At 74.7% G+C, this 12,888-nt stretch carries 9 protein-coding genes; all 9 read right to left on the bottom strand.

The annotated features are described in order from the left end of the window. Positions 1-31 precede the first annotated feature (31 nt). The gene (locus tag ACZ7LE_RS09930) at positions 32-2,515 is read right to left on the bottom strand and encodes a polysaccharide lyase 8 family protein (protein ID WP_470403100.1); all 2,484 of its coding nucleotides are present in this window, start codon (positions 2,513-2,515) and stop codon (positions 32-34) included. A gap of 131 nt (positions 2,516-2,646) precedes the next feature. Continuing rightward, a complete protein-coding gene (locus tag ACZ7LE_RS09925; protein WP_470403099.1) occupies positions 2,647-3,981 on the bottom strand; it encodes a GDSL-type esterase/lipase family protein in 1,335 nt (444 codons plus the stop codon). After that, positions 3,978-4,637: a hypothetical protein gene (locus ACZ7LE_RS09920; RefSeq protein WP_470403098.1), complete on the bottom strand. Its 660-nt coding sequence runs from the start codon at positions 4,635-4,637 to the stop codon at positions 3,978-3,980. The genes ACZ7LE_RS09925 and ACZ7LE_RS09920 overlap by 4 nt, the downstream gene beginning before the upstream one ends. Then, a complete protein-coding gene (locus ACZ7LE_RS09915; protein WP_470403097.1) occupies positions 4,634-6,787 on the bottom strand; it encodes a DUF4962 domain-containing protein in 2,154 nt (717 codons plus the stop codon). The genes ACZ7LE_RS09920 and ACZ7LE_RS09915 overlap by 4 nt, the downstream gene beginning before the upstream one ends. Continuing rightward, a complete protein-coding gene (locus ACZ7LE_RS09910; RefSeq protein ID WP_470403096.1) occupies positions 6,780-8,693 on the bottom strand; it encodes a heparinase II/III domain-containing protein in 1,914 nt (637 codons plus the stop codon). The genes ACZ7LE_RS09915 and ACZ7LE_RS09910 overlap by 8 nt, the downstream gene beginning before the upstream one ends. Beyond that, complete coding sequence (locus tag ACZ7LE_RS09905; RefSeq protein ID WP_470403095.1) at positions 8,690-9,442, bottom strand: SDR family NAD(P)-dependent oxidoreductase; 753 nt, start codon at positions 9,440-9,442, stop codon at positions 8,690-8,692. Before ACZ7LE_RS09905 ends, ACZ7LE_RS09910 begins: the two co-directional genes overlap by 4 nt. Before the next feature lie 89 nt (positions 9,443-9,531). Then, positions 9,532-10,479 carry a carbohydrate ABC transporter permease gene (locus ACZ7LE_RS09900; RefSeq protein WP_470403094.1) on the bottom strand — a complete coding sequence of 316 codons (948 nt, stop codon included), beginning with the start codon at positions 10,477-10,479 and terminating at the stop codon, positions 9,532-9,534. After that, a complete protein-coding gene (locus tag ACZ7LE_RS09895; RefSeq protein ID WP_470403093.1) occupies positions 10,466-11,416 on the bottom strand; it encodes a carbohydrate ABC transporter permease in 951 nt (316 codons plus the stop codon). Before ACZ7LE_RS09895 ends, ACZ7LE_RS09900 begins: the two co-directional genes overlap by 14 nt. Positions 11,417-11,450: 34 nt before the next feature. Beyond that, positions 11,451-12,737 (bottom strand): ABC transporter substrate-binding protein, encoded by a 1,287-nt coding sequence (locus tag ACZ7LE_RS09890; RefSeq protein WP_470403092.1) that lies wholly within the window; start codon positions 12,735-12,737, stop codon positions 11,451-11,453. Positions 12,738-12,888 lie beyond the last annotated feature (151 nt).

Raw genomic sequence — 12,888 nt, 5'->3', positions numbered from 1 at the left:
ATGGGGTGGACGTGCTCGGTGGACCGGACGCTCAGACGAACGACGCGGTCACGGTCGCCCCGCGCAGGGCGGCGCCGTCGACGACGAGCCGCCAGCCCACGCCCCGCCGCGTCACGGTCACGGCCGCGTCGGCGCCGGCGAGGCGCAACCCCGGCACCTCCAGGTCGACGACCACCTGCTCCCGGGTCTGCGTCGGGTCGCTCACCGCGATCCGGGTGGGCCGCTGCCCGTCCGTGGCGGGGTCGGCGTGCAGCACGACCGACGCCGCGCCGTCGGCCACGAGCGCGCCGGTGACACCGACACCGGCACCGGGCGCGCCGAACGTGCCCGCGTCCAGCGCGACCCGGCCCACGCCCCAGAAGTTCGCCGCGACGGTGCCGCCGAGCGCGACGGCGTGCGCCGCGGCGTCCTGCGCGAGGACCCGCAGGCCGTCCGCCGTGCCGCACGCCGCGGAGAACAGCCGCGTCTCCTCCGACGACGCGGCCGGCAGCAGCACGTAGGCGTAGGCGGCGTCGGCGGGCGCGGCGCCGTGGTCGAGCCAGGCGGTCAGGTACGGGCGGGTCACGGGGGTGTCGGTGCCGTACTTGACGTTGATCTCGCGCCAGGTGTGGGTGCGGTCCTCGCGCAGCGCGCGCAGCGTGGCGCCGCCGGGGAAGACGTAGCCGGACGTCCCCGCCAGGTGGCACCAGCGCACGTCGGCCAGGGTCGCGGACCAGCCGGGGGTCACGTGCTGGTCCACGCCGTCGACCACGAGGGCGGCGCCGGCGCGCAGCTTGCGGTTCTCCACCACGGTCTCGGCGCCTGCGGCGCCCGGCGCCGTGATGCCGGAGCCGAGGCAGACCACGACGTCGTCGAGCAGGAACCAGCTCTTGAGCGCCCGCAGGTCGGAACCCTGCGCGCGCAGGTCCTGCCCGTAGCTGCCCAGCGTGCTGCCGGGCAGTGTCGCGCCACCCACCCACGTCGCGTCGTTCGTGGCGCGGTGGTCCGACCCGTCGGCGCGGCGCACGGTGTCCACGGTCGTGCCGGGCAGGCGGTACGGGTCCACGGTCGGCCAGTAGTCCTCGCTGTAGTGCCCCAGGTCGTCCGTGTACAGCAGCACCATGCCGTCGGAGAGGTGCCAGCCGTGCAGGTTCTCGTTCTGGATCGACTCGTAGTTGTAGACGCGGGCGGAGTACGCGCTGACGCTGACCGCGAAGCCGGGGCGGTGGTGCACCACCTTGTCCATGGCCGGGTACTGGTGCTGCGCGACGAGCGGCCCGCGCGGCGTCGGCCCCGCGGCCAGCAGCGCCTTGGCCGCGACGACGGACGCGGGCGTGGTCCCCGCGAGGAAGTCGCGGTAGGTGTCCTCGGTGATCCACTGCGCCACCAGGGCGGTCAGGGTCGCCGCCTGCGCCGCCGGGGCGGACGGGATGAGCCGGAGCGTGCCCTCGACCACCGTCTGCGCCGAGGCGTGGCCCTGCTTGCTCGGGCGCGCGATCTCCCGCCCGCACACCGAGGCGACGACGTCGCCGCTCACCATGAGCGGGTCGAACCCGTCGGTCACCCACGCGTAGACGTTGGCCAGGGCCGGGTCGGTGACCTGCCACGGCGAGTCGCCCAGCAGGTGCAGCAGCGAGGACAGGGTGCCGAGCAGCTCCTTGCCGTAGCCGCCGTTGTACGGGTGCTTCCAGTGCTGCAGGAACGAGCCGTCCCGGAAGAAACCCTCCCCCGTGCCCGCCGCGGCGGCCGCGTCGTCCACGAAGGCGAGCACGCTGTTGGCGCCCCCGCCCTCGACGTCGCTGAGGGCGTCGCGGACCCGGAGCAGCGCGTCGCCGTCGCCGTCGAGCGCGGCGCGGACGGCGACCACGGTGGCGATCCACACGCGGTTGGCGCCCGTGGCGATCTGCCGGTCGGCCCGCCACAGGTTGGGGTCGGGCGTGTAGTGGTGGACGGCGGCCGTGGACCGCGCGAGGTCGGCGCCGAGGTGCTCGCGCAGCACCACCAGGGTGTCGACCAGGGCCGAGGCGGAGCCGATCTCCCAGTCCCAGTCGTTGTCGAAGCGCGCCAGGCCGGGGCCGTAGAGGTTGTCGTGCATCCAGCCGAGGCCGTCGGCCACGGCGTCGGCCACCGCCGGGTCGCCCGCGACCGAGGTGCCGGGCGTCGCCCAGGCGACGGCGATCGACCGCAGCCGCTTGAAGGTCGTGGTCACGTTCGTCGACCGGGTCCGGTCGGCGAGGTCGGCCCACAGGGCCGTGCGGCCCGCGGTCCGGTCGAGGGTGGCCAGGACGGTGGTCGCCGCCCGGTCCACGCGCCGGACGGCGGCCGCCACGTGGGTGTCGGCGAGGTCGAGCCCCGGGCCGCCGGTCTGGAGCACGGCCCAGCGCTCGACCAGCTCCGTGGTCGTGGCCGCGGGCAGCGCCCGGGCGGGCAGGGCGGCGTACGGCGCCAGGGCGGCCACGCCCGCGAGCGCGCCGAGGCCGAACAGGACGGTACGCCGGGTCGGGCCGGAGCCCTCGGTTGCGGTGTCGTTCTCCATCACGGTCCCTCTCGTCGTTGAGCTGGTGCGTCGTCGGGCTGGTACGTCGTCGGGCTGGTGCGGTGCGGTGGATCGGCCGCGCGCGGGCGCGCGGCACCCGTTCGTCGCGGGGACGAGCGGAGTCGGGAGGATCAGCCCAGCAGCGCGCGGCGGCCGATCGCCGCCGCCAGCGCCGCCGCGCCGGCGGGGCTCGGGTGCAGGCCGTCGCCGCTGTCGTACGCGGGCAGCAGCCGGGCCGGGTTCGCGGGGTCGGCGACGGCGGCGGCGACGTCGGCCACGGCGTCGAACGCCCCGGCGTCGGACCGCCCGTCCCGCGCCCCGGCGAGCAGCGCGGCGTTGACGTACCGCCGCTCCTCCTCCAGGGCCGGCGTCCAGCGCTGCCAGCCGCCGAAGGGCGTGATCGTGGTGCCGACCACGCGCAGGCCCCGGTCGCGGCCGCGCAGCACGAGCTGCCGGTACCCGGCGAGGATCACCTCGGGGTCGGTCTGGCTGGGCGGCTGCTGCAGGTCGTTGACGCCGAGCACCACGAGCAGCGTGTCCACCCCGGGCAGCGCCAGCGCGTCCCGGTCCAGACGCGCCTGGCCGCTCGGCCCGAAGCGCTCGTCGTCGAGCAGCACCCGGTTGCCGCTGATGCCGAGGTTCGCGACCCCGACCGGCCCGCCGCGCTCCGCGAGGCGCCGTGCGAGGTGGTCGGTGAGCCGCTGGTCGGCGTCGTCGGGCGTGCCGACGCCCTCGGTGATCGAGTCGCCCAGCACGGCGACGCCGGGGACGCCTGGGCGCTCGACGTCCACGCCGCACAGGAGCACCGCCGACCGGGTCGTGACCGCGCCCTCCGCGGCGAAGGCGTCGCCCGCGTCCGCCGTGCGGTCCCCCGCGGCGACGTAGCCGGTCGCGTGGATGTTGCGGTGAAAGCTCAGGCTCCCGGTCGGCCCGGGCAGGTGCAGGCTCACCACGAGGTCGCCGCCGTCGGGCACGGCGAGGGACACCGGGTCGCTGACGAGCGTCGCACCGGCGGCGAGCAGGCCGCCGCTCGCGCCGTCGAAGGTCACGGGGGTCACGGTCGCCGGGTCGACGCCCGGCCCGGCCCCGGCCGGCCCGGGGGCGCGGCGGGCCACGGTCACCGTGCCCACCAGCGTGGGCCGGGCCGAGAAGGTCCCGGCGAGGCGGACGCGCAGTCTTCCTCGCCCGCCAGGGAGCGTCCCGGCGCTCAGGCGGAGCACGTGCCGGACCGTCTGGTCCGTGACCCCGGTGGCGACCAGCGGGTCGGTCGCCGTGGGGCGCGTGTGGGCGGTGGCCCAGGACGGCACCCAGGTGACGGGACGGCGGGCGGCGGACGCCGGGGCGACGTCGGCGACGGCGTCCGCGATCGTGCGGGCGGCCGCGCCCGGGGCGACCAGGAGCGCCCCGGTCGAGGCGAGGGCTCCCGTGAGCAGGGTGCGGCGGGCGAGCGGGGCGGTGCCGGTCATGCGTCCTCCGTACGGTCGGGTCCTGCGGTCTGGTCGGGCACCACGGCCTGGTCGAGGATCACGAGCCCCACCAGCGCGGGCACGCTCGCGGACAGCAGCAGGGGCCCGGCGGGGATCACCAGGGAGAAGACCGGCGTCGCGACGACGGCGCCCAGCAGCGCCGTCCCCCGTGCCACCGAGCCGAAACCGAACCACAGCGCGTCCCCGACCCAGCCGCGCGCCGTGCCCGCGGGGTCCGCGCCCGCCACCACGGCGAGCGCCAGGTGGTAGGGCACGGCCACGAGCAGGAGCCCCAGCGCGAGCAGCGCGAGGACGACGGCGGCGGGGCCAGTCCGCCCGGTGAGGAAGACGACGTCGACCACCAGCAGGGCCAGCCCGGCGGTCGAGACGGCCGCGTGGGCCAGCAGCGGCCGCAGGTACGTGCCGAAAGCACGGAAGACGCCGGTGAACGTGCGGGTCTCGCCCTCGGTCCGCCAGGCGCGCAGCGCGTGGGCCGTCGCCGCGAGCGCGGGGAGCCAGGTGACCACGCCGACGCACAGGACGGCGAACGCCGCGCCCGCGAGCACGGGGTGCGCGAGCCACTCCAGCCAGCCCAGCAGCGTCCGCGACCACTGGCGAGAGCCGTCGGGGCGCACCGGTGCCGCGGCGGCGGTCATGCGTCCGTCCCGAGCACGCCGGTGAACGCGCCGTCGTCTGCCGCGTCCGTGCCGCTGCCGTCGGCCGCCGCGCCCACGCCGCGCAGCGCGTGCCCGTCGACCGCGACCTCGTGCGCCGTCACGACGGCGACCCGCCGGTCCGGCCCGGTGCCCGCGACCAGGACCGCCCGGGCCCGGGCGCGCACGCCCTCGGCGTCGAGCACGCCCTCCGGGTCCGCGAGGTAGGCCCGCTCCCCCGCCCCGAGGTCGACGGCCACCCCGGCGCGTGCGGGCAGCAGCCGCGCCACCGGGGTGGCCGCGGCGTCCGTACGGAAGGCGTCGAACGGCTCGATCACAGTCACCGCGAGCAGGTCGCGCGCCGCGGGCGGCGTCACGCGCAGGGTGTGCATCCGGCGCGTGACCACGAGGTCCGGCGTGCTGGAGGTGGGGTTGGCCTCGACCTCCGTGACGACCCGCTCCACGGTGCTGACGCTGCCCGGCACACCCGGGGCGTACGTGGTGAGCCACGCGCCGGCGCGGCCGTTGCGCAGCACGTGCCGGACGGCGGCGACGTCGTCCGGCCCCGGCGCCACCTCCTCGGCCGGGTGGTCGGCGTGGAAGAGCAGGGTCCACGACCGGGGCTGCGCGGCCCGCCCCCGGTCGACCACGACCGCGCGCCCCGAGGGCAGGACGGCGACGGTCCGCTCCAGGCTCTCGACCCCGAGCTCCTCCGGGTACATGCGCCCGGTCCGGGCCCGGCCGTGCAGGAACCCGCCATCGGCCAGGACGTCGACCATGTCGGCGGTGCGGGTCGGGGGCGCGTCCGCGTACACGTGGTACCGGCCCTCCCCGGCGAACCCCTGGCCGTCCACCAGCACCAGGTTGTGGTGCCCGGCGCGCTTGCGGTTGGAGTAGCCCTCGTCGACCAGCAGCCACGCGCCGCGCGAGGCGAGCACGAAGGAGCCGGCGTCGGGATGGTGGTGGCCGGCGCTGAGGGTGTCCCACCCGCGCTCGGCGTCGAGGCGGCGCGAGGTCTCCCACGCCGTCCGGCCGCCGCCGGGCGACGACTTGAACGAGAGCAGCGTCGCGTCGTCGTCCCACGAGGTGCGGTGCACCAGCAGGCCGAGGTCCTCGAACGCGGCCTGCGCCGGTACCGTCCCGGCCGGGTCGACGGGCGCGACGGCGGCGTCGTACCAGAGCAGCTCGGCCCACGCCTCGGGCAGCACGCCCGGGCGGACGCCGCTCTCGTACGCCTCGCGCCAGAAGAAGCGGTCGGTGACCGTGTCGGCGAGCCACTGCGCCTCCCCGATCCCGTACCGCGCGGCAAGGATCCGGTAGAGCGCCACGCTGTGCCCGGAGCGCCGGTCGTGGCAGTCGCCGTGGTCCACGATCTCCTCGTAGCCGGGCGCCGCCTGGTGCAGCCGGTAGAAGAAGGTGTGCGCGAGGAACCGGCAGCGGTCCCACCAGTCGACGCCCTCGGCGTGCTGGAGCAGGTCGAGGTAGGTCGCGAGCCACGGCACGCCGTACCGCCAGTAGACGACGCCCTCCATGTCGGAGCCGTCCGCCGGCAGCACGTCGACGACGGTGGCGAACACGTCCTTCGCCCGCTCCGTCCAGGCGCGCTCCCCGAGCGCGTAGCCCACGGTCGCCAGCCCCGTGTGGCAGATCCAGTGGTGGTTCTGCCAGTACGAGCTGCTCCACCAGGAGCCCTCGTTCGCCACCGCGAAGTCGTACAGCCGCTCGCCCTGGAGGGACAGCTTGGCGCGGAGCGCCTCGGCGCGCTCCGGTCCCAGGTCGTCCCCGAGCCAGGTGTACGCCAGGGACAGCCCGTGCAGCAGCCATCCCGCGTCGAGGTCGTGGTCGGGCAGGTGCGCCCGGCCCCAGTGCTCGAAGGACACGGCGGCCGAGATCCAGCGCCACGCCTCCTCCAGGTAGTGCCGCTGCCCGGTGAGCCGGTACGCGAGCGCCAGGTTGGCGGCGGCCGGCCCCAGGTAGGTGATGCTCGCGAGCGGGTGCTCCGTCGGCGGCGCGGTGCGCCGGTACAGGTCGCACTGCTCGGCCAGCCGGCGCCACTGGGGCGCCAGGTCGCCGTCGAGCCGGGAGCGCAGGTCGGCCAGGCGCGCGTCGTCCAGCAGGAGCCGGGACGGCGCCACCCGTATCGCGTCAGCCATGGGTCACCTCGTGCGGCAGCGGGTGGACGTCGACGACGCCGTCGGCGCGCCGCACCCGGACCTCGGCCGCGTCCAGGCCGAGCAGCTCGATGCCGGAGGCCTCGGCGCCGGTGCGGAACACGGACACCCACAGGGCCGACGTCGCGGCGTGGGCCGTCCAGTCGACGTGGGCGCGCTCGCGCTGCGGGTCGTCGGCCGGCCCAGGCCCGGGGCGGACGACGGCCCGCACCGGTACCGGCCCCTCGGCCCCGGCGGCACGAGCGGCGTGGACGCCGTCGAGCCGTTCCGCTCCGCCCCACGCGGTGCGCACCACCTCGCCGTCGAGGCGCACCTCCAGCGGGACGTCGGGCCGCAGCCCGAGCGTCAGCCGCCGGGGCCGGTCCGCGGTCGCGGCCACGACGTCGAGCAGGTAGCCGTCGCCGGCCACGAGCCGCCGCACCGCGCGGACACCGTCGTACCAGGACGTCGCGTCGCCACGCACCTCGACGGTCAGCGACCGCTCGTCGCGGTCGACCAGGCGGCCGGTCGCCTCGGCGGGGTCGCCGTCGTCCACCCGCACGCACGGGTGGGCCGCGGCCGACGCGTAGTGCTCGCGCCACGCCGGATGACCGTAGGGCACCTGTCCCGGGTCGGGCTGCCACGGCGTCTGCCGCCCGTAGAGGTGGAGCGCGAGCTTGTCGTGGTGCCCGTGCCCCGCGCCGTGCGGCCCGTGGTCGAGCACGGCGTGGATGCCCGCGGCGCGCACGACGGCGATGCCCACCTCCTCGTCGAGGCTCACCGCCGGACGGGCCGGACGGGCGCCCGCCAGGGGCACGCCGGCGAACCAGCCGCCGGGCAGGTCACGCAGGTCGTCCGCCAGCGTGTCGCCGTCCGCCGCCTCGCGGCGGGCCCGGGCGGCGACGGCCGCGAGCCCGGCGTCCGTCACGAACCCGTCGGCGAGCGCGCACAGCTCCGTCCACTCCAGTGCGAGGGCCGGGCGGGTGTAGGGGCCGTCGTGGACGGCGGGCAGGATGCCGTCGTCCGTGGCCAGGCCCGCGAGCACGTCGACCATGGCGACGAGCCGGTCCCGGGCCGCGGCCGGCAGGTCCGCCGGGTCGGTCCCGCGCAGGGACAGCAGGTAGGCCCGCAGCACGAAGCCGTGGTAGTACGTGCTGGCCTCCCACTCCCAGCCGCCGCGGGTGGTCGCGGCGAGCACGTGGGCGAGCTGCCCATGCTCCCCGGCCAGCCACTCGTCGTCGGCCACGGACACCGCCGGGGCGCCGTCGCCGCCCGCGCGGACGAGGGCGGCGGCACGGGCGCACACCCGGCCGGCGGCGTTCAGCCAGGCCGTGTAGTTCGAGGTGAACCGGCCCTCGCCCACGAGCCGGTCGCGGGCCGCGCGCGTCGCCTCGGCGGTCGCGTCGAGCACGGGCAGCACCGGACGCAGGTCCGCGGCCCGCTCGGGCGCCGACGCGGCGAGCGACCACACCGCGTGCCCGATCGAGACGGACCAGATCGCGTCGGTCAGCGCCTGGTGGAACAGCCGGCCCCGGAGCATCCAGTCCTGCGCCCGCTCGTGCTCGCCGCCGCCGGTGACCTCGGCGTAGACGTCGGCGTACGCGGCGAGCAGCGCGACGGCCTCGTCCCGGTCGGCGTCCGACCCCGTGCGGGCGGCGCGGTGCGCGAGCACCCGGATGCGCCGCGCCCACGCCTGGTGGCTCAGCACCAGCCAGGCGCCGCGCACGGGTTCGGAGTCGACCCGGCAGCCGTGCGGGCACCGCACCCCGCCCGCGGGCGGTACGGGACCGGGGATGCCCTCGTGGGAGAGCTCCGTGCCGTGCACCGGGCAGACGAAGTTGTGCCACCAGCCGCCGCGCTCGCGCGGCAGCCCGGCGTAGACGGCATGCTCCGGGGCCAGGGAGGTCATCGCGGCCAGGTCCCGCCGTCGACGTCGAGTGTGGTGCCCGTGATGTACGACGCCTCGCGGGAGGCGAGGTACAGCACTGCCGCGGCGACGTCGTCCACGGTGCCGGGCCGGCCGACCGGGGTGCCGGCGACCATCTTCTGCTGCGCCTCGGCGGTGCTGAACGTGCCGTGGAACGCGGTGTCCGCGATGTATCCCGGGGCCACGGCGTTGACCGTGACGCCCTGCGGCCCGAGCTCCTTGGCGAGGCCCTTGACGAAGCCGCGGATGCCCGCCTTCGCCGCCGCGTAGACGACCGACCCGGGGCCGCCGCCGTTGTGCGCCGCGAGCGAGGACATCGCGACGATCCGCGGCCGGTCCGACTCCAGCAGGTGCGGGATCGCCGCCCGGCACGTGCGGAACGTCGCCCCGAGGTTGACGTCCACGACGGAGGCGTAGTGCTCGTCGCTCATCTCGGCCACCGGCACGCGGCCGATCAGGTGCCCCGCGTTGCAGACCACCACGTCCAGCCCGCCGAGGAAGGCCACGGCCTCGGCGACGAGCCGGTCGACGTCCTCGGTGACCGTCACGTCGGCGCGCAGCGCCACGGCCTTGCGGCCCAGCGCCTCGATGTCTGCCACGGTCCGCGCGGCCGCGTCGGCCGAGCTCCCGTAGTGCACCACGACGTCCGCCCCCGCGGCCGCCAGAGCCAGGGCGATCCCCCGGCCGATGCCGTGCCCCGCGCCCGTCACGAGCACCCGTACGTCCGTCATGTCAATCGCCATCTGCAGTCCTCTCTCTCCGGCACGCGGCGCCCTGCCGCGTGTCGTCTGGTGCCCCCGTGTCACGTGGTCCCCGGGTGTCACTTGATGCCCGCGTTCGCGAACCCGCGGACGAAGTACTTCTGGCCGAGCAGGAACAGCACCACCATCGGCAGGGTCGCCAGGGTCGTCCCCGCCATGAGGAAGGCCCACTGGGTGTCGTTCTCCGTGCGGAAGACCGAGAGCCCGACCTGGATGACCCGCATCGAGTCGCTCCGCGTGACCAGCAGCGGCCACAGGAAGTTGTTCCAGGAGCTCTCGAAGGTCAGCAGCGCCACCGTGATGAACGCGGGCTTGACCAGCGGCGTCATGATCCGCGCCCAGATGCCCAGCTCGCTGACGCCGTCCAGACGGGCCGCCTCCTCCAGCTCCACCGGCAGGTCCAGGTAGAACTGGCGGAACAGGAACACCGCGAACGGCGTCACCGCACCGGGGACGATCAGGGCCCACCAGGTGTCGAGCCAGCCGGTGCCGCCCTGCCCCAGGATGTCGTTGCCCCCGAACAGCGGCATGAACCGCACGATGAGGAACTCGGGGATGATCTTGGTGTAGGTCGGGATCATCAGCGCCGCGACGAAGCCGAGGAACACCAGCTCCGACCCGCGGAAGCGCAGCCGGGCCAGCGCGTAGCCCGCCATGGAGGCGACCACCAGGTTGATCGCCGTGTGGCTCACGGCGATGACCAGGCTGTTGCGCGCGTACGTCAGGAACGGCGCGGCCGCGAGCGCCTCGGTGTAGTTGCTCCACGCCCACTGGGTCGGCAGGATCGCCGGCGGGTTGGCCGCGATGTCCTGGGGCGTCTTGAGCGAGGTGAGGATCATCCACACGAAGGGCACCACCATCACCACGGCGATGACGGTCAGCGCCACGTAGAGGGTGCCCCGTTCGATCCGGCGTCGGGCCGCCGGGGTGCGGCCGAGGCCGCCGCTGGTGCGGGCGCTGCCGCGGGTGGTGCGCGGCGGGGCCGCGGCGAGATCAGTGCCGGCCACTGTCGCCTCCGTTGAGCCGTCGGTTGGCGAGGGTCAGGACCAGCAGGAACACGAACAGGACGATCGACTGGGCGCACGCGTAGCCGACGCGGAACTCCCGGAAGGCCGACTTGTAGATCTCGTACGTCATCATCGTGGTCGTGTTGGCCGGTCCGCCGTCGGTGAGGATGTAGATGAGGTCGAACGCCTGGAAGGCGGAGATGACCGAGGTGACGAAGACGAAGAACGTGGCGGGCCGCAGCAGCGGCAGCGTGAGGCTGAAGAACTGGCGGGTCCGGGAAGCGCCGTCGACCGACGCCGCCTCGTAGACGTCCTTGGGCAGGGACTGGAGGGCGGCCAGGTAGATGAGCATCTTGAGGCCGATGCCCTGCCAGATGCCGACGGTGATGACCGCGGGCATCGCCCACGTGGTCGACGACAGCCAGTTCTGCGCGGGCAGCCCGAAGAAGCTGAGCACCGCGTTGAGCAGGCCGCTGCGCGGGTCGTAGATCCAGAGCCAGACCAGCGCGACGGCGATGGTGGCGGTGACCTGCGGGATGAACACCGCGGTGCGGAACAGCGCCCGGGCCCGCAGCTGCGTGTCGAGCATGAGGGCGATGAGCAGGGCGACCGCCATCGCGACCGGCACGGTGAAGAACGCGTAGACCAGGGTGTTGAGCATGCCCCGGCGGAAGACCGGGTCGCCGAACGCGTCCAGGTAGTTCTGGATGCCGATGAACCGGGGCTGCGTGAGCACGTCGTAGGACGTGAACGACAGCACGAACGCGGCGATCACGGGGATGCCGATCCAGATCAGGGCGTGCAGGAACGCGGGCGCCACCATGAGCATCCCCGCGCGACGGCGGGCCGCCCCCGCTCGTCCGCGCCGGGGCGCGGACGAGCGGGGCGGGGCGGAGGGCGGCGCGCTCACGGCGCGCGGCGCGGAGACAACGGCCACGACGGACCCCTCTTCCTCGAGTGGACGGACCGGGTCACAGGCGGGCGATCGCGTCGTCGGCGATGCCGGCGAGCTGGGCGATGGCCTGCTCGGCGGTCTGCTGGCCGACGACGGCGGTCTCGAGGGTGGGCTTGATCTTCTCCCGGATCTCCATCCAGGCCGGCGTGCCGCCCTCGGACCGCGCCTTGCCGAGGTTCTCGAGCGCGAACGCGACCATCGGGTTGCCCTTGACGTAGTCGCTGTCCCGGAGGTCGGAGATCGCGGGGACGGAGCCGCGCTGCTCGGAGGCGACCAGCACGGCGTCGGGCGAGCCGAGGAACTCCACGAGCGCCCGCGCGGCGGCCGGGTTCTTGGAGCTCGCCGACTGCGAGATCATCGTGCCGCCCTGGAGCATCGCCGGTGCGGTGTTCCCGAGCACGAAGGTGCCGACCTTGTCGACCAGCTCCGGGTTCTGCTGCTGGAGCTGCACGTAGAGCGAGTTGTTGGTCATCATGATCGCCGAGGTGCCCTGCTGCAGGGTGGTCGGCTGGCCCGCCTCGGTCGTGAGGGCGAAGTCGGCCGAGCCGTCCGCCACCACGTCGAGGAAGAGCTGCAGGGCGGCGACGCCCTCCGGGCTGTCGAACAGCACCTCACGCCCGTCGGCGGAGAAGAGCTCGCCGGAGTTGCCGAACAGGAACGTCTCCCAGCACTGGCGCAGGTCGATGGAGAACGGGTCGAACCCGGCCCGCTGGAGGGTCCCGTCGTTGTCCCGGACGGTGAGCTCCTTGGCGATCTCGCGCAGCTCGGCCCAGTCCTTGGGCGGGGCGGTGATCCCGGCCTCCTCGAAGAAGTCCTTGCGGTAGGCCACGATGCGCGTGTCCAGCACCATGGGCAGCGCGTAGAGCTTGCCGTCGAACCGCGAGGGCTCCAGCACGCGCTCCTCGTACGTGTAGCGCGTGGCCAGCGACTCGGGCAGGGGGGCGATCGCGTTCTTGTACGCGAACGGCGGGATCCAGCCGACGCCGAGCGTGACGACGTCGGGCATGAGGCCGCTCGCCAGGCCGGTCGTGATCTTCTCGTTGAGGGAGCCGTAGTCCGTGTAGTCGACGGTGACATTGACGTCCGGGTACTTCTCGTTGAACTGCTTGAGGAGCTTGCCCTCGAGCGTCTCCTTGCCCGTGGCGCCCTCGAACAGGGCGCACAGGAAGGTGATGTCGCCCTCCGCGGGCCCTGTGACGTCGGCGGCGGGTGCGCCGCTCCCGCTCGTCGTGGCGCAACCCGCCATGACGGTCGCGGTCCCGAGGCCCATGGCCGTGAGGAAGCTGCGACGGCTGAGTTCCATGACTTGCCCTTTCGATCGGCACTGATCTCCACGCAGGGCGGGAGTCTGCTGTGACTCCCGGTGTAACGATGCACTGACGATAGGGGGCCATCAGGCAGGGGTCAAGTGTCCGTTTATGGACTATGCTCGACGCTGTTCAGTCCATCGATGC

The organism is Promicromonospora sp. NPDC110617 (assembly GCF_055598465.1).
This window is presented reverse-complemented; position numbering and strand designations above follow the sequence as displayed.

Excerpts from the sequence above, each read along its gene's own strand:
- ACZ7LE_RS09905 (WP_470403095.1), bottom strand. The coding sequence starts at position 9,442 with ATGACGGACGTACGGGTGCTCGTGACGGGCGCGGGGCACGGCATCGGC.
- ACZ7LE_RS09930 (WP_470403100.1), bottom strand. The coding sequence starts at position 2,515 with ATGGAGAACGACACCGCAACCGAGGGCTCCGGCCCGACCCGGCGTACC.
- ACZ7LE_RS09890 (WP_470403092.1), bottom strand. The coding sequence starts at position 12,737 with ATGGAACTCAGCCGTCGCAGCTTCCTCACGGCCATGGGCCTCGGGACC.
- ACZ7LE_RS09920 (WP_470403098.1), bottom strand. The coding sequence starts at position 4,637 with ATGACCGCCGCCGCGGCACCGGTGCGCCCCGACGGCTCTCGCCAGTGG.
- ACZ7LE_RS09915 (WP_470403097.1), bottom strand. The coding sequence starts at position 6,787 with ATGGCTGACGCGATACGGGTGGCGCCGTCCCGGCTCCTGCTGGACGAC.
- ACZ7LE_RS09925 (WP_470403099.1), bottom strand. The coding sequence starts at position 3,981 with ATGACCGGCACCGCCCCGCTCGCCCGCCGCACCCTGCTCACGGGAGCC.
- ACZ7LE_RS09910 (WP_470403096.1), bottom strand. The coding sequence starts at position 8,693 with ATGACCTCCCTGGCCCCGGAGCATGCCGTCTACGCCGGGCTGCCGCGC.